This is a genomic window from Stenotrophomonas sp. 85239_Sma, from assembly GCF_056481725.1.
In genome coordinates this window covers 2,910,666-2,930,522 of sequence record NZ_CM151163.1, presented here as the reverse complement: position 1 = coordinate 2,930,522, position 19,857 = coordinate 2,910,666, and the positions used below count along the sequence as shown (strand labels likewise).

17 protein-coding genes are annotated in these 19,857 nt (G+C 67.4%); 3 read left to right on the top strand and 14 right to left on the bottom strand.

Going from position 1 to position 19,857, the window contains the following annotated elements; translation table 11 throughout:
* Positions 1 to 2: 2 nt before the first annotated feature.
* Positions 3 to 1,271, bottom strand: coding sequence for an efflux RND transporter periplasmic adaptor subunit (locus tag ACYKG1_RS13760; protein ID WP_262227336.1), 1,269 nt, complete (start codon positions 1,269 to 1,271; stop codon positions 3 to 5).
* Positions 1,271 to 1,927 (bottom strand): TetR/AcrR family transcriptional regulator, encoded by a 657-nt coding sequence (locus ACYKG1_RS13755; RefSeq protein WP_100473302.1) that lies wholly within the window; start codon positions 1,925 to 1,927, stop codon positions 1,271 to 1,273. The genes ACYKG1_RS13760 and ACYKG1_RS13755 overlap by 1 nt, the downstream gene beginning before the upstream one ends.
* 250 nt (positions 1,928 to 2,177) lie before the next feature.
* Between ACYKG1_RS13755 and ACYKG1_RS13750 the strand changes: the two genes are divergently transcribed.
* The 3 genes from ACYKG1_RS13750 (at position 2,178) to ACYKG1_RS13740 (ending at position 9,178) form a co-directional block, all read left to right on the top strand.
* A complete protein-coding gene (locus ACYKG1_RS13750) occupies positions 2,178 to 7,154 on the top strand; it encodes an NAD-glutamate dehydrogenase (RefSeq protein WP_478470751.1) in 4,977 nt (1,658 codons plus the stop codon).
* Positions 7,155 to 7,412: 258 nt separating this feature from the next.
* Positions 7,413 to 8,186: an NAD kinase gene (locus ACYKG1_RS13745; protein ID WP_032962058.1), complete on the top strand. Its 774-nt coding sequence runs from the start codon at positions 7,413 to 7,415 to the stop codon at positions 8,184 to 8,186.
* Between the two features lie 47 nt (positions 8,187 to 8,233).
* Entirely contained in the window at positions 8,234 to 9,178 is a 945-nt protein-coding gene (locus tag ACYKG1_RS13740) for a 5'-nucleotidase (RefSeq protein WP_100473300.1), read from the top strand.
* Positions 9,179 to 9,253: 75 nt separating this feature from the next.
* Here ACYKG1_RS13740 and ACYKG1_RS13735 read toward each other — a convergent pair whose 3' ends face one another.
* The 12 genes from ACYKG1_RS13735 to asnS form a co-directional block, all read right to left on the bottom strand.
* Positions 9,254 to 9,805, bottom strand: a complete 552-nt coding sequence (locus ACYKG1_RS13735; protein ID WP_478470750.1) for a DUF2939 domain-containing protein — start codon at positions 9,803 to 9,805, stop codon at positions 9,254 to 9,256.
* A 42-nt stretch (positions 9,806 to 9,847) separates the two neighbouring features.
* On the bottom strand, positions 9,848 to 10,840 hold the full coding sequence (locus ACYKG1_RS13730; protein WP_478470749.1) for an aldo/keto reductase: 993 nt from the start codon (positions 10,838 to 10,840) through the stop codon (positions 9,848 to 9,850).
* Positions 10,840 to 11,526, bottom strand: a complete 687-nt coding sequence (locus ACYKG1_RS13725) for a DUF2461 domain-containing protein (protein WP_478470748.1) — start codon at positions 11,524 to 11,526, stop codon at positions 10,840 to 10,842. The genes ACYKG1_RS13730 and ACYKG1_RS13725 overlap by 1 nt, the downstream gene beginning before the upstream one ends.
* On the bottom strand, positions 11,523 to 12,962 hold the full coding sequence (gene sbcB, locus ACYKG1_RS13720) for an exodeoxyribonuclease I (protein ID WP_478470747.1): 1,440 nt from the start codon (positions 12,960 to 12,962) through the stop codon (positions 11,523 to 11,525). The genes ACYKG1_RS13725 and sbcB overlap by 4 nt, the downstream gene beginning before the upstream one ends.
* Complete coding sequence (locus ACYKG1_RS13715; RefSeq protein ID WP_478470746.1) at positions 12,962 to 14,329, bottom strand: FAD-dependent oxidoreductase; 1,368 nt, start codon at positions 14,327 to 14,329, stop codon at positions 12,962 to 12,964. Before ACYKG1_RS13715 ends, sbcB begins: the two co-directional genes overlap by 1 nt.
* Before the next feature lie 31 nt (positions 14,330 to 14,360).
* Positions 14,361 to 15,635, bottom strand: a complete 1,275-nt coding sequence (kynU, locus tag ACYKG1_RS13710) for a kynureninase (RefSeq protein ID WP_100473295.1) — start codon at positions 15,633 to 15,635, stop codon at positions 14,361 to 14,363.
* A 165-nt stretch (positions 15,636 to 15,800) separates the two neighbouring features.
* On the bottom strand, positions 15,801 to 16,322 hold the full coding sequence (locus ACYKG1_RS13705) for a 3-hydroxyanthranilate 3,4-dioxygenase (protein WP_478470745.1): 522 nt from the start codon (positions 16,320 to 16,322) through the stop codon (positions 15,801 to 15,803).
* 19 nt (positions 16,323 to 16,341) lie between these two features.
* Positions 16,342 to 17,004, bottom strand: a complete 663-nt coding sequence (gene can / locus ACYKG1_RS13700; RefSeq protein ID WP_087923022.1) for a carbonate dehydratase — start codon at positions 17,002 to 17,004, stop codon at positions 16,342 to 16,344.
* Between the two features lie 72 nt (positions 17,005 to 17,076).
* A complete protein-coding gene (locus ACYKG1_RS13695) occupies positions 17,077 to 17,718 on the bottom strand; it encodes an FMN-binding negative transcriptional regulator (protein WP_478470744.1) in 642 nt (213 codons plus the stop codon).
* Between the two features lie 7 nt (positions 17,719 to 17,725).
* Entirely contained in the window at positions 17,726 to 18,040 is a 315-nt protein-coding gene (locus ACYKG1_RS13690) for a hypothetical protein (RefSeq protein ID WP_014037738.1), read from the bottom strand.
* A gap of 7 nt (positions 18,041 to 18,047) precedes the next feature.
* Complete coding sequence (locus ACYKG1_RS13685; RefSeq protein WP_005417403.1) at positions 18,048 to 18,347, bottom strand: hypothetical protein; 300 nt, start codon at positions 18,345 to 18,347, stop codon at positions 18,048 to 18,050.
* A gap of 30 nt (positions 18,348 to 18,377) precedes the next feature.
* Positions 18,378 to 19,772: an asparagine--tRNA ligase gene (asnS, locus tag ACYKG1_RS13680; RefSeq protein WP_478470743.1), complete on the bottom strand. Its 1,395-nt coding sequence runs from the start codon at positions 19,770 to 19,772 to the stop codon at positions 18,378 to 18,380.
* Positions 19,773 to 19,857: the final 85 nt, after the last annotated feature.

The following is a 19,857-nucleotide window of genomic DNA, read 5'->3' as shown; positions in this document are numbered from 1 at the left end:
CGTTACTGCTTGTTCGAATCGGTGGCGGCCGGCTTGGCCGCATCGGCCTGCTCGGGCTTGGCCGCGTCGGCCGGTGCCTTGCCAGCAGCCGGTGCGGTGCCCGCCGCAGCGGCGCCGCCCGCGGCCGGCTTGCCGTTGGCGTCCTGCCCCGGGGTCCACGGCTTGGCCACCGCCGGTGCACCTTCCTTGACCTTCTGCACGCCGGCCACGATCACCTTGTCGCCGGCGGCCAGGCCGTCGCTGACCAGCCAGTTGCCGTTCTGCGCGCCATCGGTCTTCACGTTCTTGCGCGCGACCTTGCCGTCGGCGCCGACCACCATCACGTAGCCGCCCGTGGTGTCGCGCAGCAGGGCCTGCTGCGGTACCAGGAAGGCATTGTTGCGTTCGCCCAGGTTGGCCTGGAAGCTGACGAAAGCGCCCGGCAGCAGGATCTGCTGCGGGTTCGGCAGCAACGCACGCAACGACACCGCACCGGTGGCCGGGTCGACCGTGGTCGAGGAGAAGTCCAGGGTGCCCGGCTCGCTGTAGGTGCTGCCATCGGCCAGCTTGACGTTGACCGTGGCCTTGCCGTCGCCCGACAGCGCCAGCGCGCCCTTGGCCTGCTGCGCGCGCAGCTGGGTCAGTTCATCCACGCTCAGCGAGAAGTTCACGTACAGCGGGTCGAGCTGGTCGACGGTGGTCAGCAGGGTCACATCGCCCTGGCCGACCAGCGCACCTTCGGTGACCTGCTGCTTGTTGGCCACGCCGCTGATCGGTGCGGTCACTTCGGTATAGCCCAGGCTGATGCGCGAAGAGGTCACCGCCGCTTCGGCCTGCTTGACCGCGGCCAGCGCGGTGCGCTCGGCCGATTCGGCGTTGTCCAGGTCGGCCTTGGAGACGAACTGCTGCGGCGCCAGCGAACGTGCGCGGTCGGCGGCGACCTTGGCGTTGGCGTAGCTCGCGCGGGCCGAGGCCAGCTGCGCTTCGGAGGCATTGAGCGAGGCACGCAACGGCGCCGGGTCGATCAGGAACAGGGTCTGGCCCTGCTTGACCTGCGAGCCTTCCTGGTAGACGCGCTTGAGCAGCACGCCGGGCACGCGTGCGCGGACGTCGGCGCTGCGGAACGGCGACAGGCGGCCGACCAGCTCGCGCTGCAGCGGCAGGGTCTGCGGCTTGGCGTCGATCACGCCCACCTCCGGCGGCGGGGGCGTCTGCTGTTCCGGCTTCTTGCAGGCAGCCAGAGCGACAGCAACGGCGCACGTCAAGGCAAGGGTGCGGAGTGGGGCGGTCATCAGGAGGAACTCCGGGGTTGGTTTGTAGACGGGGCCGGCGACGGCCGTGGCGCGAACGCGCGCAGGAAGCTGTCGACGGAGAACTCTGCCCAGCGCCGACGCAAGAGCGCGTCATCACGATGGGGGGTATGGAAGCGCTGTTTGTCGAAATCCTGACCGGCGATCATGCTCAGCAGCAGTTCGGCCATGAAGTGCGGGTCGTCATGCCGGAGCTGGCCTCGCATGCAAACGGTTTCAATCCATTCAGCAAGATGAAGCGTCAGCGCGCCGGCACCGTGCCGGTACAGCGTACGCGCCTCTTCGGGAAACTGGGCCGCCTCGGCCGCAATCAGCCGGCAGGCCTGTCCTACGTGCGCTTGGTTGAAATGCTCCAGGAAGTCGGTGGCGAACTGGAGCAGGCTGGCACGCAGGTCGTCACCGCGGAGTGCACGCAGCATGGCCCCGGTGGCGTGGCCGACGTGGCGCTGCATAACCCGGCGCAGCAGTTCCTGCTTGCTGCCGTAGCGCGAGTACAGGGTCTGCTTGGAGCAGCCGGCATGCTGGGCCACCGCGTCCATGCTCATCTGCATGCCCTGCTGGGCCAGCAGTTCGCGCACGGCATCGAACACGCGCTCATCGCGCGCGTCGAGGGCAACGGGGAGGTAGGCCGGGTTCACGCGGTGGACTATACCGTCCAGTTCAGGATTGTGGAATCGAATCTGCGTCGCCGCGTGTGTCTTCCGGTAACACGTTTTGCCGATCCTGTCGGCAGTGCTGAAACAGGCGCCAGCTCCATACCGGAGCGAACTGAATAGGCGTCTAAACCGCAGCAAACCCGAATCTGGTTATTCCGTCCTGCAGCAAGGCCTTTTCGTGCGGTAGGGCTACAATTTCATTTTCCCAACTGAGCAAGCGCATCGCTCTGCCATGAAACCGCAAAAAACCGCAGCCAAGACCGTGAAAAACAAGACCAAACCAGCAGAGTCGGAGGTCGCAGTGACCGCTGGTTTCTCCCTGGAGCCGGTGTACACGGCATTGCGCAAGCGTTACCCCGCGGCCGCACAGGCCGAAGCAGTGGCCTTCGCCACTGACTTCTACAAGCGCATGGAGTCGGACGAGTTCCCGCACCACAGCGCTGAAGAGTGGGCCGCTCTCGCGGCTGAGACGCTGGAATTCGCCCGCGCCCGCAAGGCCGGCAAGGCCAACGTCCGCGTGTTCAATCCGACCGCGAGGGCCAACGGTTGGGAATCGCCGCACACCGTGCTGCAGGTCGTCAACGACGACATGCCGTTCCTGGTTGACACTGTCACCATGTCGCTGGCCGAGCAGGGCGTGGGTGTCCACGTGCTGGGCCACCCGGTGCTGCGCTTCACCCGCGACAAGGCCGGCAAGCTGGTCAAGGTCGGCGAAGGTGATGCCGAGTCGGTGATGCTGCTGGAAATCGACCGCCAGCCGGCTGAAGCCATGGCCGCCATCGAGCAGGCCATCAACAAGGCGCTGGATGAAGTGCGCGCGATCGTGCGCGACTGGCAGCCGATGAAGGACAAGGCGCTGGCGCTGGCCGACGACCTGGGCAGCCGCCAGCTGCCGGTCGACGACGCGTCGCGCAAGGAAGCACAGGAATTCCTGCGCTGGGCCGCCGACAACCACTTCACCTTCTTCGGCTACCGCGAGTACCGCGTCGAGAAGCAGGGCAAGGAAGAAGTGCTCGCGCCGCTGAACGACACCGGCCTGGGCCTGATGCGCGGCAAGGACAAGTCCGCCGCCCGCCCGGTCAAGACCCTGGCCGCGCAGGGCCTGAACACCACATCCGGTCTGAAGGACGCGCTGATCCTGACCAAGACCAATGCCCGCTCGCGCGTGCACCGCGCCGGCTACATGGACTACATCGGCGTGCTGGAATTCGACGCCAAGGGCAAGATCATCGGCGAGCAGCGCTTCCTCGGCCTGTTCACGTCCAGTGCCTACAACCGTCGCCCGTGGGAAATCCCGCTGGTGCGCCAGCGCCACGAGCACGTGATGAAGCAGTCGGGCCTGGCCCCGGCCAGCCACAGCGGCAAGGCCCTGCGCCACATCCTGGAAACCCTGCCGCGCGAAGAACTGTTCCAGTCCAGCGAGGACGAACTGTTCCGCACCGCGATGGGCGTGCTGGGCCTGCAGGAGCGCGTGCGCAGCCGCCTGTTCCTGCGCCGTGACAAGTACAGCCGTTTCATCTCCGCGCTGGTCTACCTGCCGCGCGAGCGCTTCAACACCGACGTGCGCCTGCGCATCGAAGCGATGCTGAAGGACGCGCTGCATGGCGAGTACGTCGACAGCTCGGTGGTGCTGGGCGAATCGCCGCTGGCCCAGGTGCACCTGATCGTGCGTCCGAAGCCGGGTGAAATGCTCGACGTCGATACCGCCGAACTGGAGCAGAAGCTGGCCCAGGTGCTGCGCAACTGGCAGGACGACCTGCGCGAAGCGCTGGTGACCCGCCATGGCGAGACCGAAGGCCTGCGCATCGCCGCCCGTATCGGCAAGGCACTGCCGGCCGGTTACATCGAAGACAACAGCACCGCGGTTGCCGCCAACGATGTCAGCCAGCTCGACGCCCTGACCGGCCCGGACGACCTGCGCCTGAGCCTGCAGGCCGTGCCGCGCGAAAGCGGCGATGGCCTGCGCCTGAAGCTGTATCGCCAGCTGGACGACATTCCGCTGTCGGACGCGCTGCCGATGATGGAAAACATGGGCCTGCGCGTGATCGCCGAGCGTCCGTACCGCCTGTCGGTCGATAACGCCCCGGTGTACGTGCAGGACTTCGAGGTCGAGTCGACCGCCGGCGCGATCGATGCCGCCAGCGTCGATGAAGCCTTCGGCGAGACCTTTGCACGCGTCTGGCACGGCGATGCCGAAAACGATGGTTTCAACCGCCTGGTGCTGGCTGCCGGCCTGCACTGGCGCCAGGTCGCCATGCTGCGTGGCTACTGCAAGTACCTGCTGCAGACCGGCGTGCCGTTCTCGCAGGCTTACGTGGAAGGCACCTTCGCGCGCTACCCGTTGCTGGCCCGCCTGCTGGTCGAGCTGTTCGAAGCCCGCTTCGATCCGGCCACCGGCCACGAAAGCAAGGACGACATCGCGGCCGGCCAGGCCCAGCTGAAGGCCCACTTCGATGTGCTGGCTGCTGGCGACGATGCCACCCTGAAGGTGCTCAAGACCGTGGTCGATGCCCGCAAGGGTGACCGCAACGCACAGATGCAGGCCGCGCGCGATGCGCTGCTGAAGCTGATGGACCGCGTGTCGAGCCTGGACGAGGACCGCATCCTGCGTTCGTTCATGGGCGTGATCGACGCGACCCTGCGTACCAGCTACTACCAGACCGATGCCGACGGCCAGCACGGCCATGTGATCAGCTTCAAGTTCGATTCGGCGCTGGTGCCGGACCTGCCGAAGCCGCGCCCGTATCGCGAAATCTTCGTCTACGGCCCGCGCGTGGAAGGTACCCACCTGCGCTTCGGCGCGGTCGCCCGTGGTGGCCTGCGCTGGTCGGACCGTCGCGAAGACTTCCGTACCGAGGTGCTGGGCCTGGTCAAGGCGCAGATGGTCAAGAACACCGTCATCGTGCCGGTCGGCGCGAAGGGCGGCTTCTTCGCCAAGACCCCGCCGGTGAACGGCGACCGTGATGCGATCTTCGCCAACGGCGTGGCCTGCTACAAGCTGTTCATCCAGGGCCTGCTGGACATCACCGACAACATCGTCAACAACAAGATCGTGCCGCCGGTGGATGTCGTGCGCCACGACATGGACGATCCGTACCTGGTGGTGGCCGCCGACAAGGGCACCGCGACCTTCTCCGACATCGCCAACGGCCTGGCCATCGCGCACGGCTTCTGGATGGGCGATGCGTTCGCCTCCGGTGGTTCGGTCGGTTACGACCACAAGGGCATGGGCATCACCGCACGCGGTGCGTGGGAGTCGGTCAAGCGCCACTTCCGTGCGCTCGGCCGCGACAGCCAGAGCCAGGATTTCACCGCGGTCGGCGTCGGCGACATGTCCGGCGACGTGTTCGGCAACGGCATGCTGCTGTCGCGCCACATCCGCCTGGTCGCTGCGTTCGACCACCGCCACATCTTCCTGGACCCGAACCCGGATGCGGCCACCACGTTCGTTGAACGTGAGCGCCTGTTCACCGTGCCGCGTTCGAGCTGGGCGGACTACGATGCCAAGCTGATCAGCAAGGGCGGCGGCGTGTACCCGCGCAGCCTGAAGTCGATCGAGATCACCCCGCAGGTGCGCGAAGCGCTGGGCCTGGACGAAAACGTCAAGGCGCTGTCGCCGAACGATCTGATGAGCGCGATCCTGAAGGCGCCGGTCGACCTGCTGTGGAACGGCGGCATCGGTACCTACGTGAAGGCTGCCAGCGAGCAGCACAGCGATGTCGGCGACCGCGCCAACAACGCGCTGCGCGTGAACGGTGGCGAGCTGCGCTGCAAGGTGGTGGGCGAGGGCGGCAACCTGGGCATGACCCAGCTGGGCCGCATCGAAGCCGCGCAGGCTGGCGTGCTGCTCAATACCGACTTCATCGACAACTCGGCCGGTGTTGATACTTCCGACCATGAAGTCAACATCAAGATCCTGCTCAATGATGTGGTGCGGGCCAAGAAGCTGACCGTCGAGCAGCGCAACAAGCTGCTGGCCTCGATGACCGATGAAGTCGCCGAGCTGGTGCTCAACGACAACTACCGCCAGAACCAGGCGCTGAGCCTGATGGAGCGGATGGCGGTCAAGCGCCTGGGCTCCAAGCAGCACTTCATCCGTACCCTGGAACAGCAGGGCCTGCTCGATCGCCAGATCGAGTTCCTGCCGTCCGATGCCGAGCTGTCGCAGCGCAAGGCACGCGGCCAGGGCCTGACCCGTCCGGAACTGTCGGTGCTGCTGTCGTACTCCAAGCTGGTGGCGTTCGCCCAGCTGCTGGATTCGGACATCCCCGAAGATCCGTACCTGTCCAAGGAACTGCAGCGCTACTTCCCGACACCGCTGCAGAAGAAGTACGCCGACGCAATGGAGCGTCACCGCCTGAAGCGCGAAATCATCGCCACGGCCGTGACCAACCAGACCATCAACCGCATGGGCGCCACCTTCCTGATGCGCATGCAGGAAGACACCGGTCGTTCCATCGCCGAGGTCGCCAAGGCCTACACCATCAGCCGTGAAACGCTGGATGCACGCGCGCTTTGGGCGCAGATCGATGCGCTCGACGGCAAGGTGCCGGAGTCGGTGCAGATCGACGCACTGGAAGTGATCTGGAAGCTGCAGCGTTCGTTCGTGCGCTGGCTGCTGTCGCGCCCGGGTGCGATGCCGGGCATCACCGAAGCGGTCAACCGCTACCAGGGTCCGTTCAACGACATCCGCGTTGCTTCGGGCGTGCTGCCGGATTCGCAGCGTCCGACCTACGAAGCCCTGGTGGCCGAGTGGAAGGAAAAGGGCCTGCCGTCCGCGCTGGCGCAGCAGCTGGCCGAACTGCACTTCCTGGAGCCGGCGTTCGACATCATCGAACTGGCCCGTACCCGCAAGCTGAAGCCGGTGGACGTGTCCAAGGTCCACTTCCGCCTGGGCGATGCCCTGCAGCTGCCGTGGCTGTTCGAGCAGGTCGACGCGCTGGAGGTCAACGGCCGCTGGCACGCCGTGGCACGTGGCGTGCTGCGTGACGAGCTGGCCGCCAACCACCGCAACCTGGCCGGCCAGGTGCTGGGCACCAAGGGCAGCAGTGCTGAAGCGAAGGTGGCGGCCTGGATGGGCCGCGACGACAACAGCCTGCGCTTCACCCTGGCGATGCTGGCCGAACTGGCCGAGCAGAAGACCCTGGACTACCCGACCGTCTCGGTCGCGGTCCAGCGCCTGGGCCAGCTGGCCGCGCATGGTGCGTAAGCGCATTCGCGCTGACGCCCCACGGTTTGCTCTGCAAACCGTGGGCCCCATGCCAACCATGCTCCCGGACCCCCGCGCCGTTGGCGCGCCCCCCTGACTCAGGGGGGCAGTTGGAGGAACGGCCCCGCGAAAGCGGGGCCGTTCTGTTTCTGCCTGTTTTTCTGCGATCACTGACCCGACGCCGGTCATCCGCCCTGCGGGGTCCAACGCCCGGCGCTCGGTTATGCTCTCCCTCATGCCTTCCCCCCGGATCCACCGATGAGTGACACCCCCCGCATCGCCTTCCTGGCCAGCGCCACCGAACCTGCACAGATGGCCCGCGCCGCGATGGTCTCGCGTTATGGCGATCACGCGCCGGAGCAGGCGGACGTGCTGTGTCCGCTGGGCGGCGACGGCTTCATGCTGCAGACCCTGCATCGGCACGGGCACCTGGGAAAGCCGGTGTTCGGCATGAAGCTGGGCACCGTCGGCTTCCTGATGAACCAGTACCGTGGCGACGACGACGTGCAGGCCCGCATTGCCCGTGCCGAACCGGCCAACCTGCGCCCGTTGGAGATGGTCGCGTTGACCGAGTCGGGCACCAGTACCGGTTCGCTGGCCTACAACGATGTGTCGCTGCTGCGCCAGACCCGGCAGGCAGCGCATATCGGCATCGACCTCAACGGCCAGGAACGCGTGGCCGAGCTGATCGGTGACGGCGTGCTGGTGGCCACCCCGGCCGGCAGCACCGCCTACAACTATTCCGCGCACGGTCCGGTACTGCCGCTGGGCTCGCACACCATCGCGCTGACGCCGTTGGCTCCGTACCGGCCGCGTCGTTGGCGCGGGGCGATCCTCAAGGCCGACACCGAGGTGCGCTTCCGCGTGCTTGACCCCTACAAGCGCCCGGTCAGCGTCACTGCGGATTCGCACGAGACCCGTGACGTGGTCGAGGTGACCATCCGCGAGTCGAAGGACCGCCGCGTGACCCTGCTGTTCGACCCGGAGCACAACCTGGAAGACCGGATCCTGAGCGAACAGTTCGTTTTTTGAGGACAATGGGCGGCCGGCCCCGCCGACCGCTTGAAGGACCCCCACCGATGGGCGACAACTCCCCCCGTTTGCTGACCGTCGCGGTGACCTCGCGCGCCCTGTTCGACCTCGAGGAAAGCCATGCGCTGTTCGAGAGTGATGGCGTGGCGGCCTATGCCGAATTCCAGCGCCAGCATGAGGACGACATCCTCGGCCCCGGCGTGGCCTTCCCGGTGGTGCGCAAGCTGCTGGCGCTGAACCAGGGCGCCAGCCCGGAGAACCCACGGGTCGAGGTGATCCTGCTGTCGCGCAACTCGGCCGACACCGGCCTGCGCATCTTCAACTCGATCCAGCACTACGGCCTGGGCATCATCCGTGCGACGTTCACCGCCGGCGAGCCGACCTGGCCGTACGTGAAGCCGTTCGGTACCGACCTGTTCCTGTCGGCCAACCCCGAATCGGTGCGCAGCGCGCTGCGCCATGGGATCGCGGCGGCGACCATCCTGCCCAAGCCGCCCGGCGAGACCGCTGCGGCAGCGGCCGACCAGATCGATATCGGTCGCCCGGCCGGCCAGCTGCGCATCGCCTTCGATGGTGACGCGGTGATCTTCGGTGACGAGAGTGAGCGCATTTCGCGCGAGCAGGGCGTGGAGGCGTTTGGCCGCCACGAGCGCGAGCGCGCCCGCGAGCCGCTCAGCGGCGGGCCATTCCGGGGTTTCCTGTCGGCCCTGCACACGCTGCAGGAAGTGTTTCCGGCCGGCGAGAGTGCGCCGATCCGCACCGCACTGGTCACCGCGCGCTCGGCACCGGCGCATGAACGGGTGATCCGCACCCTGCGCGAGTGGGGCGTGCGCCTGGACGAGGCGCTGTTCCTCGGTGGCCGCCACAAGGGGCCGTTCCTGCAGGCGTTCGGCGCCGACATCTTCTTCGATGATTCGCAGCACAACATCGACAGTGCCCGCGAGCATGTGGCCGCTGGCCACGTACCGCATGGTGTCGCCAACGAGAGCTGAGGCCATGACGGGCAGGTGCCAACCGTCGGTTGGCCCTGCCATGCATCGGTGCCCACCGAGGTGGGCCTCTACGGGTCAATGCGCGACCGACATCCCCAGCTGCAGGTCCACCACCTTCCAGCGCAGGCCCTGCGGTTCAAGCACCACCTTCAGCGGCGGCTGGCCAGGGCCGCGATCGACATCGATCACGAAGCGGTCCAGTGCCTCGAAATGGTGCTCGGCATGCTTCAGCGGCCGCGCCGGTTCGGTCGCGCCGAAGGCATCGCCGCCCTGCAGTTCATTGCGGCCACGCTTCCACAGCACGTGGCCCTGCAGCATCGCGCCGATCCCGGTCGGGGTCACCATGGTCTCCACTGCGGCACCGCCAAGCTGGTCGCCCAGCCCATAGAGCAGGGCGCCGAATGGACTGGCCGCCACCTCGGGGCCGGCCTGGCGCACCAGGTAGTCATTGAGCTGCGCGCGCAGGCTGCTGCGCACGCGCGGGAAGTCGACATAACGCTCCAGGCGGGCGGTGTCGCGCTGCTCGATGGCCTTGGACAGGCCATTGACGGTCATGTAGGGGCCGCCGAACCACCAGGCCGCCACGGCCAGGACCAGCAGCACAATGAGTGCGGTGAGTTTCTTCATGCCGACCAGACTGCCGCAATGGCGGCAGTGCCGGGTGAAGACTCAATGACTGGGCGAACCACGGCCGTCACCGAAGGCATCGACCAGCTGTTGCCGTTCGGCCGGGGTCAGTGCTTCCAGCCGCGTCGCCAGCACCTCGTCGAGGCTGCGGGTGCGGGTGGTACCGAGGATGCCGCTGGCCACGCCGGGATGGCCCAGCGCATAGGCGAAGGCGGTCTGGGCCGGGCGTTGGCTGTGGATCGCGCCCATCGCGCGCCGCATCTGGCGGGCACTGCGCATCAGCTGGCGGCTGCTGGGTTTCAGCCAGGCGCGCGCCAGGTACCAGCCATCGGCCAGCCGTGGCAGGCGCGGACGGGCGGGCAGCAGGTGGCCCTGCGCGAGCACGGTGCCGGCCAGCACGCCAATGCCCACCGCCTGCAGCTGGTCGATCAGCGGTTCGCGGTCCTGCTGCAGGGCGTTGTAGTCCAGAAGCACCACATCGAACGCGTCGGGATGGGCGATCATCCAGCGCAGGGTCGATGCCGAGTGGGTGTTGATGCCGGTGTGGCGGACCAGGCCGCGTTCGCGCAGGCGTTGCAGCGCGGCCAGCAGGTCATCGTTGATGTCGTGTTCGCTGGCGCCATGCAGCTGGTAGAGGTCCAGATGATCCAGGCCGAGGTTGCGCAGCGACGCCTCGCAGCTGGCGGTGATGGCCGCGGGCGAGAAGTTGCGTTGCTCGGCACCGCTGATGCCGGCCTGGCCGGTGAGCGTGCCGCCTTTGCTGGAGATCACCAGCGCGTCGCGCGGGTACTGCTTCAGCAACGGACGCAGGATGCGGCCCAGGCGCGGTTCGGCATGGAAGCCGGAGTAGTTGTGGCCGGTATCGAGCAGGTTCACGCCATGGGCGAGCGCATGCTCGACCACGGCAGCCGCCTCAGGCTCGGGGAAGCGGCGATGACCCCAGAAGCCGGAGCAGCCAAGGCCGATCGGTGAAACGGCCAGGCCGGTGCGGCCGAGCACGCGCCGCTGGCGGGCCAGCGGAAGATCCGGCGACATCAGAACTCCAGGTCGAGCGCGGCGCACAGGTAGTCGACGAACGGACCGAGCGCGGCCAGGTCCTTGCCCAGCGTGGACAGCAGGCGCGGGCCGGTCATGGTGGCGTCGTCCAGCGAGCGCCACATCACCCAGTTGCGGTGCTTGAGGTCGCCGATGAACTCGAAGTCGGCCGGGAAGCCGCGGGGTGGCCGCACCAGCTTTTCGCTCTCCTCGAAATCGAAGCGCTTGCGCAGGGCCGGCGCATGCGCGGCGGCCTTCCAGCTGCCCGGGTTGTCGAGGATGAAGTGGCGCACGCGACGCTGGGTTTCAGGCTCCGGATGCCACAGGCCGGCACCGACGAAGCTCTCGCCGGGCTGCAGGTGCACGTAGAACGAAGGCGCGGCCACTTCGCGGCGGCGCTCATGGAACAGGCGCGCGCCCTGCCAGGTCTTGTACGGTGACTTGTCGTTGGAGAAGCGCGCGTCGCGATGGATGCGGAACAGCGAGCCGCCGACGCCGCGCGTATCGGCGCGGAAATGGTCGCTGACCTCGGCCAGTGCCGGTTGCAGGTCGCCCAGCAGGCGCAGGAACGGCTGCCGTACGTGGTCTTCATACTGCTGGCGGTGGTCGTTGAACCAGGCCTTGTCGTTGTGCCGCGCCAGGCTGCGCAGGAACTTGAAACTGGCGTCCGAGAAGTAGGTGCTCACAGCGTCTCCTGCAGGTGCTGGCCCCAGTCGCGCAGCGATTGCAGCAGGGCCTGGCGCCGGGCGTCGTCGGGCGCTTCGGCGGCCAGTGCATCGAGCTGCTGCTGGTACTGGGGCAGGTTGAGTTCGCCCAGCCCGCCGTCTCCCAGCAGGCGCTGGCGGCGGTACTCCTGCCAGCGCTGGCGTTCGGACGGTGCGAGGCTGTCGGGGTGGTTGCGCGCGCGGTAGCGGAACAGCAGTTCCGGCAGGCGCGGGTCGCGGAAGCGGCCTTCCAGCGCGGCCAGCTGCTCCGGCGCGCTGGTGCGTGCCAGCGCAAGCAGCGGCTTGTCGCCATTGCCGAGGAAGCCGTCGTACAGCGAGGCATCGACGTCGGCCACGGTGGCGGCGCGAGTCTGGTTGTAGACCTGTCGCGCCTTCTCGGCCAGCTGTGGGGCGAACGCGCGCAGGCGTTCCACCTTGGCCTCGATCGCGGCCACGTCCAGGCCGAGGCGCGCGTGGTCATCGGCGCGCAGGTGGTTCCAGGCGATCAGCGCCGGCACCTTGTTCAGGTGCACTTCCTTCAGCGGCACCCGCGCCACACCTTCGGGCAGCTCGCTGGCGCGCATGTACAGGCGCTGTGCGATCACCTCGGCCGGCAGTTCCAGCAGGTCGTCGATCCCGCCTTCCAGGTCGAACACGATCACCCGGTTGTTGATGGTCGGGTGCACGGCCAGCGGCAGCACCGGTGCCGCGCACAGGCGGCTGGCCGGGTAGCGCATGGAAATGTGCAGCACCGGCTTCATCGCGGCCACGTCCAGCAGGCCGCCGACGAAGCGTTTGTCACGCAGCTTCAGCGCGTAGTCCCACAGGCGTGGCTGCGACTGCTTGAACAGGCGTGCCATGCCGATGGTGGCGCGTACGTCGGACAGCGCTTCGTGCGCATCGCCTTCGCGCACGTTGTTGGCCTCGGCCAGGTGCTCGAGCTTGAACGAGGTGGCGCCATCCTCGCGCAGCGGCCACTGGATGCCGTCCGGGCGCATCGCGCGCATCAGCCGCAGCATGTCCAGCAGGTCCCAGCGCGAATTGCCGTTGCGCCACTCGCGTTCGTACGGGTCGTGGAAGTTGCGGAACAGCCCATAGCGGACGAATTCATCGTCGAAGCGCAGCGTGTTGTAACCCAGCGCGCAGGTACCGGGGCGCGACAGCTGCTCGTTGATGCGATCGAAGGCCTCGGCCTCGCTGATGCCCTCGGCCAGGGCCTGCTGCGGGGTGATGCCGGTGACCAGGGTGGCCATCGGCGAGGGCAGCAGGTCATCGGCCGGGCGCACGAAGAAGCTGACCGGGGTGTCGATCTCGTTCAGGTCGGCGTCGGTACGGATCGCGGCGTATTGTGAGATGCGCGTGCGTCGTGGGTCCTGGCCGAACGTTTCCAGGTCGTAGAACAGGAAGCTGTCGGCCATCAGTGCGCGCCCTCCAGGACCGGCAGCTGCGCGTGGATCTGCGCTTCCAGGGCGGTCCAGTCGATGTTGTCCAGTGAATCGTGGCCGGCGGTGGCGGCCACCAGCATGTCGCGCTGCAGCTCGGTGCGGCGCAGCGCCTCGGCGTAGGGCGTGTGCAGGAAGGTGACCATCGTGTAATGCGGTACGAAACGGGTCGGCCAGCGTCGCTGCAGTTCCTGCTCCAGCTCGCGCTGCAGCAGGAACGCGGGATCGGCGACGCGGTCGCGCATCTCCAGGTAGTTCTCCAGCGCCATCTGCTGGATGGCACGTGCATTCGGCTTGCGCTCGGCTTCGAACGCGGCGAACGCGCCTTCCAGATCATCTGCTTCCGTCAGGTGGCGTGCCAGCGCAACGCAGTCCTCGAACGCGCAGTTCATGCCCTGGCCGTGGAACGGCACCATGGCGTGCGCGGCATCGCCGATCAGCACGGCGCGGCCTTGCTGATGCCAGCGCTCCAGGGTGAGCGTGCCGAGCAGGCCCGGCGGATGCTGTTCCCAGTCCGCGCGCAGGTTCGGGATCAACGTCAGGGTGTCGGCGAACTCGCGTGCGAACAGCGCTTCGGCCTGCGCGCCGGTGTTGACCGTCGCGAAGCTGGGATCGCCCTGGTTGGGCAGGAACAGGGTGACGGTGAAGGTGCCTTCGTGGTTGGGCAGGGCGATGCACATGTAGTGGCCGCGCGGCCAGATGTGCAGCGCGTTGCGCTCGATGCGGAAGCTGCCGTCGGCGGCCGGCGGGATCTCCAGCTCCTTGTAGGAGTGGTCGAGGAAGGCGATGTCCTCCCCCAGCGGCGCACGGCGGTTCATCGCCGCGCGCAGTGCCGAGCCGGCACCGTCTGCCCCGATCAGGGTGTCGAAGCGGATGTCGTGCGGGCTGTCGTCGCGGTCATCGATGAAACGTGCGTAGCCGGCATCGAAATCAACGGTGTGCAGGCGGCGATGGAAGTGCACGGTGGCGCCGGCCTGTTCGGCCAGCTCCAGCAGCGTGGTGTTCAGGTCGCTGCGGTGGATCGACCAGATCACTTCGCTGTCGTCGCGGCCATAGCGCTGCAACTGCGGTTCACCGTCGCGCGGGTGCACCATGCGGCCGCGCATCATCACCGCCCGCGCCATCACTTCGTCCTCCACGCCCGCCTGGCGCAGCGCATTGCGCCCGCGCTCGGCCAACGCCAGGTTGATCGAGCGGCCGCTCTCGTAGTCGGCCACGCGCGGATCGCCGCGGCGTTCGTACAGGGTGATGCGCCAGCCTTGCCGTGACAGCAGGATGGCCAGCAGGGACCCGGCCAGGCCGGCGCCGATAATGCTCAACGAGCGGGAAGCATGTGCGATCAACGAACTGTCCAGCAGTAGGGGAGGGGCCGGCCTAAAGGCCGGCCCAGGCTTCCACTTCCTCGACGAAGTGGTGCACGTCCAGGTAGCGGTTGTAGAGCGGCGTGGGCGAGATGCGGATCACGTCGGGCTCGCGCCAGTCGCCCAGCACGCCGATGCCGCGCAGGTGCTCGAACAGTGCGCGGCCACGCTCGCGGCCATCGATCACGCGCAGCGACAACTGGCAGCCGCGGCGCTGCGGGTCGGCCGGGGTGATGATGTCCAGCACCTGCGGAAGGCGCGCGCGCACCAGCGCTTCGAGCATGCCGGTCAACGCCAGCGATTTGCCGCGCAGCGCTTCCATGCCGGCACGTTCGAACAGGTCCAGCGAGGCACGCAGCGGTGCCAGGCCGAGAATCGGCGGGTTGCTCAGCTGCCAACCTTCGGCGCCGATGGCCGGCGTGAACTGCGGCGCCATCTGGAAGCGGGTGGCTTCCTCATGGCCCCACCAGCCGGCGAAGCGCGGCAGGCTGGTGTCGCGGTGGTGGCGCTCGTGCACGAAGGCGCCAGCGACTGCACCCGGGCCGCTGTTGAGGTACTTGTAATGGCACCACACGGCGAAATCCGGGGCCACGTCATGCAGGCGCAGCGGCAGGTTGCCGACCGAGTGCGCCAGGTCGAAGCCGATGCGTGCGCCCTGCAGGCGTGCGGCGCGGGTGATCGCATCCAGATCGAAGGCCTGGCCGGTGCGGTACTGCACGCCGGGCCACAGCACCAGCGCCAGGCGCGGGCCGTGTTCGGTGATGGCGCGTTCGATGGCGTTCAGCGAGATCGTGCCGTTGGCTTCGTCCGGCTGCACTTCCACCAGGCACTCGGCCGGGTCGAAGCCATGGAAGCGGATCTGGGCTTCCACCGCGTGGCGATCGGTCGGGAACGCGCCGGCTTCCATCAGGATCACCGGGCGCTGCGTGGTCGGCCGGTAGAAGCTGACCATCATCAGGTGCAGGTTCACGCTCAGCGTGTTCATCGCCACCACTTCGCTGGGTAGCGCGCCAACCACGCGTGCCAGCTGCGCGCTTACCAGGCGGTGGTAGGACAGCCACTGCGTCGGGCCGGTGAAGTGGCCTTCCACGGCCAGTTCGCCCCACTGCTTCATCACTTCCTGCACGGCGGCCTGCGCGCCGCGCGGCTGCAGGCCCAGCGAGTTGCCGACGAAGTAGGTCTGCTCGCCGCCACCGTGGCGCGGAATCAGGAATTCATTGCGCAGCGGGCGCAGCGGATCGGCGGCGTCCAGGGCGATGGCGTGGGTGCGGCTGAGCAGGTCGGACATGGTCGGGCAACAGGCTGCAACGGGACCGCCAGTGTAGCGCCTGGGGCATGGCCCGGTAGCTGCCACCAGCCCAGCACCAGCACCGCATGATCCGGTGGTCACCAACCTTGGTTGGCGCACGTGCGAGCAGGCGCCGACCCAGGTGGGCGACGACCGTTCGATGGTTCAGCCCACCGCGGGCGCCGGCAGCGGGTCCACGTGCTCGCACTGGCTGCAGGTACGCAGTTCCAGGCTGGCGTGGTAGCGCGCGAATACCTTGGGCAGGTCGGTTTCGATGTTCTGCAGCGGGAAGAACTCTTCGTGCAGCTTGTGGTTGCAGCGCTCGCAGTGCCAGATCACGCCGTCCATCTCATGCGGCAGGCGCTTGCGCTCGACCACCAGGCCGATACCACCGGGCGGGCGCCGCGGCGAGTGCGGCACCTTCGCCGGCAACAGGAAGATCTCACCGGCGCGGATCGGAATGTCGCGCACCGCGCCGTCTTCCTGCACCTTCAGCACCATCTCGCCTTCGAGCTGGTAGAACCACTCCGGGCCTTCGTCGTAGTGGTAGTCGGTACGCGAGTTTGGCCCGCCGACCACCATCACGATGAAATCGCCGTTGTCGATCATCTTGTTGCCCACCGGCGGCTTCAGCAGGTGGCGGTTCTCTTCGATCCAGGCGTGCAGGTTGATCGGCGAAGCGAGCATGGTGGTCATCCGTGGGGGATCAGTCGCGCTTGCCCTTGCGCGGGACGTAGGACAGGGCCTTTTCATAGGCCGGCTGCAGCTCTTCCTGCGAACCGACGTCGATGCCCATCTCGCGCACGCGTCCGTCCTTCAGGCTGTAGACCCAGCCGTGCACCATCAGCTTCTGGCCGCGGGCCCAGGCGTCCTGCACGATGGTCGAGCGGCACAGGTTGGCCACCTGCTCGATCACGTTCAGTTCGCACAGGCGTGCGTGCTTGAGCTCGTCGGTCTCGATCGCATCGAGGATGCCGGTGTGCTTCTGCATCACGTCACCGACGTGGCGCAACCAGTTGTCGGCCAGGCCAACGCGGGTGTTGTGCAGGCAGGCATGCACGCCGCCGCAGCCATAGTGGCCAACGATCAGGATGTGCTTGACCTTCAGCTGGTCCACCGCGTACTGCACCACGCTCAGGCAGTTCAGATCGGTGTGGGCGACCACGTTGGCAACGTTGCGGTGCACGAACACTTCGCCCGGGGCCATGCCGATGATCTGGTTGGCCGGCACGCGCGAATCGGAACAGCCGATCCACAGGTACTCGGGGTGCTGCTGCTTGGCGAGCTGGTGGAAGAAGTCGGGGTCTTCCTTTTCGATCCGGTCGGCCCAGTCGCGGTTGTTCTGCAGCAGCTTGTGGATGTCTTTCATGTACGGGTCCCTGGCGTCGGGTGGGGGCTCGCCGCAGCCGTCCGGCTGCGTCGTCGCGGGAATCTGTGGTGTTCAGTCGCCCTGCAGGGCGGCCGGGTCGCGGTGCCAGCGCATCCACTGCGCCAGTTCCTGGGAGGAGGGCGTGGCCAGCGCTTCCAGTGCGGCGATCACCGCCTGCTGGTTGGCTTCCGGGTGGTTCTGGCTGAGTTTCAGCTTCAGCTGCACCTGTTCGACCTGGAAGCGGAAACCGACGATGGCGCGCAGCTCCGGACCATGTTCGGCGCGCGAAGCATCGAACTGCCAGGCCTGGCCCACGCTCGCTTCGAATCGGTCGCTGATCGCGCCGACCAGCTCAGCCAGTGCATCGGTATCGTCGAAGGTCTGCAGCTGGCCACGCAGCTCGGCTGCGGCGTAGTTCCAGGTCGGCACCCGCGCGGCGGGCTCCTTGTCCGGATACCAGCTGGCCGAGACGTAACCGTGGGGGCCGTCGACCAGCACCTTGGCCGCGCCGCTGTGGCGCGACTGCGGATTGGCGCGGGCCCAGTGCCCGCGCAGCTCGATACGCTCGCCATCACGCCGGTACAGCACCGGCATCCGGGTCAGCTCCGGCAGGCCATCGTCGCCGGCGGTGAGCACGGTGACGAATGGATCGCGCGCCAGCAGGCGGTCCAGCCAGCGCAGGTCGGTCTCGGCGAAGGCGCGCGGGGTGAACATGCGAGAGTCAGGCGCGCCCGCCCAGCGACTGGATCATGCGGCCGCGCAGGCCCTCGTCACTGTCGGCCTGCGGCGGCTGTACTTCGTGCAGGCTGAAACCGCGCACCAGCGCGTCTTCCTCGTCCAGGCCGTCGTACTCGACGAACTCGGCGTCGAACAGCTGCGAACGGGCGGTGTCTTCGCTGTCATAGCTCAGCGTGTTGCCGTCGCTGTCGAGCACCTCGGCGGTGCCGGCCGGGCGCACGCGCAGGCGCGCCCAGATCAAGGTGTTGCCGAGGCTGGCCAGCCACCAGCTGTCGCGCGAGGCGGAGATGTCATTCATGGAGGTATTACCAGAGCGAGGCCAGCCAGAGCAGGGCGGCCATGCCCAGTCCGGCCAGCAGGGTCAGCAGCGATACCCAGGCCGGCGTCGCCAGCCCGGACAGTGAGCGGTCCGGCTGCTGGCGATAGTCACGGCGCAGCAGCCAGGCCAGGGCATCGGGCTTTAGGAAGGCGCCGCTGCCGAAGCGCTCGGCGAGCGCCGGATGGCGGTCGCGCACGTGCACCAGGGTCAGCGGCCAGAAGATCACGAAGGCACTGAACCCGGCCACTGCAACGCCGACGAAACAGAGGGCGAAGAACAGGGTCATGGGAGCGGTACCTCCGTGGTCGTGTGGGGCTTAGAAGTCCGCGCTGCCCGGGGCGCGCGGGTAGGGGATCGCATCACGGATGTTGGAGAGCCCGCAGACGTACACCACCAGGCGTTCGAAGCCGAGGCCGAAGCCGGCGTGCGGCACCGAACCATAACGGCGGAAATCGCGGTACCAGCCGTAGTGCTCACGGTCCAGGCCGAACTGGGCCATGCGCGCGTCCAGCACGTCCAGGCGCTCTTCGCGCTGGCTGCCACCGATGATCTCGCCGATGCCCGGGGCCAGCACGTCCATCGCGGCGACGGTCTTGCCGTCGTCGTTCAGGCGCATATAGAACGCCTTGATGTGCTCCGGATAGTTGGTCACCACCACCGGGCGGCCGACGTGTTCCTCGGTCAGCCAGCGCTCGTGCTCGGTCTGCAGGTCCAGGCCCCATTCGACCGGGAAGTCGAACTTCTTGCCGGACTTCTGCAGCAGGCTGACTGCATCGGTGTAGTCGATGCGCTCGAACGGCGCGTTGATGAAGTCTTCCAGCTTGGTGATCGCGTTCTTGTCCACGCGCTCGGCGATGAAGGCCAGGTCGTCGCCGCGCTCGTTCAGCACCGCGCGGAACAGGTACTTCAGGAACTCTTCGGCCAGGCGCGCATCTTCGGCCAGGTCGGCGAAGGCGATTTCCGGCTCGATCATCCAGAACTCCGCCAGGTGGCGGGTGGTGTGGCTGTTCTCGGCGCGGAAGGTCGGTCCGAAGGTGTAGACCTTGCTCAGCGCCAGGCAGTAGGCCTCGACGTTCAGCTGGCCGGACACGGTCAGGAAGGTTTCCTTGCCGAAGAAGTCGCGGCTGAAATCGATCGCGCCCTTCTCGTCACGCGGCAGGTTCACCATGTCCAGGGTGGACACACGGAACATCTGGCCGGCGCCTTCGGCGTCGGAGGTGGTGATGATCGGGGTGCTGATCCAGTTGAAGCCGTTCTCGTGGAAGAAGCGGTGCACCGCCTGGGCCAGGCAGTTGCGGATGCGGGTGACCGCGCCGAACAGGTTGGTGCGCGGGCGCAGGTGCGCCACTTCGCGCAGGAACTCCGGCGACATCGGCTTGGGCTGGATCGGGTAGGTCAGCGGGTCTTCGACCCAGCCGACCACGTCCAGCGCGCTGGCCTGGATCTCGAACGACTGGCCCTTGCCCTGCGACTTCACCAGCGTGCCGGTGGCGATGACCGAGCAGCCGCTGGTCAGGCGCTTGATCTCGTCGAAGTTGGCCAGGTTGTCATTGGCCACTACCTGGATCGGGGCGAAGCAGGAGCCGTCGCTCACATTCACGAAGGCCAGATTCGCTGAACCGCGCACCGTGCGCACCCATCCGCGTACCGTGACTTCGCCGCCTTCCGGGATCTTCCCGGCAAGCGCATGTTCAACGCTGACCACCGTCATGACTTGAATCCTCTGCTGATCGACTCGATCTGTGAACACGGGAGTTTACCGGTTGCAGCGTTCTGCTTGCGAGGCATTTTTCGTG

Excerpts from the sequence above, each read along its gene's own strand:
- ACYKG1_RS13690 (WP_014037738.1), bottom strand. The coding sequence starts at position 18,040 with ATGAATGACATCTCCGCCTCGCGCGACAGCTGGTGGCTGGCCAGCCTC.
- ACYKG1_RS13750 (WP_478470751.1), top strand. The coding sequence starts at position 2,178 with ATGAAACCGCAAAAAACCGCAGCCAAGACCGTGAAAAACAAGACCAAA.
- ACYKG1_RS13735 (WP_478470750.1), bottom strand. The coding sequence starts at position 9,805 with ATGAAGAAACTCACCGCACTCATTGTGCTGCTGGTCCTGGCCGTGGCG.
- ACYKG1_RS13740 (WP_100473300.1), top strand. The coding sequence starts at position 8,234 with ATGGGCGACAACTCCCCCCGTTTGCTGACCGTCGCGGTGACCTCGCGC.
- can (WP_087923022.1), bottom strand. The coding sequence starts at position 17,004 with ATGAAAGACATCCACAAGCTGCTGCAGAACAACCGCGACTGGGCCGAC.
- ACYKG1_RS13760 (WP_262227336.1), bottom strand. The coding sequence starts at position 1,271 with ATGACCGCCCCACTCCGCACCCTTGCCTTGACGTGCGCCGTTGCTGTC.
- ACYKG1_RS13695 (WP_478470744.1), bottom strand. The coding sequence starts at position 17,718 with ATGTTCACCCCGCGCGCCTTCGCCGAGACCGACCTGCGCTGGCTGGAC.
- ACYKG1_RS13730 (WP_478470749.1), bottom strand. The coding sequence starts at position 10,840 with ATGTCGCCGGATCTTCCGCTGGCCCGCCAGCGGCGCGTGCTCGGCCGC.
- ACYKG1_RS13705 (WP_478470745.1), bottom strand. The coding sequence starts at position 16,322 with ATGCTCGCTTCGCCGATCAACCTGCACGCCTGGATCGAAGAGAACCGC.
- ACYKG1_RS13685 (WP_005417403.1), bottom strand. The coding sequence starts at position 18,347 with ATGACCCTGTTCTTCGCCCTCTGTTTCGTCGGCGTTGCAGTGGCCGGG.
- asnS (WP_478470743.1), bottom strand. The coding sequence starts at position 19,772 with ATGACGGTGGTCAGCGTTGAACATGCGCTTGCCGGGAAGATCCCGGAA.
- kynU (WP_100473295.1), bottom strand. The coding sequence starts at position 15,635 with ATGTCCGACCTGCTCAGCCGCACCCACGCCATCGCCCTGGACGCCGCC.
- ACYKG1_RS13745 (WP_032962058.1), top strand. The coding sequence starts at position 7,413 with ATGAGTGACACCCCCCGCATCGCCTTCCTGGCCAGCGCCACCGAACCT.
- sbcB (WP_478470747.1), bottom strand. The coding sequence starts at position 12,962 with ATGGCCGACAGCTTCCTGTTCTACGACCTGGAAACGTTCGGCCAGGAC.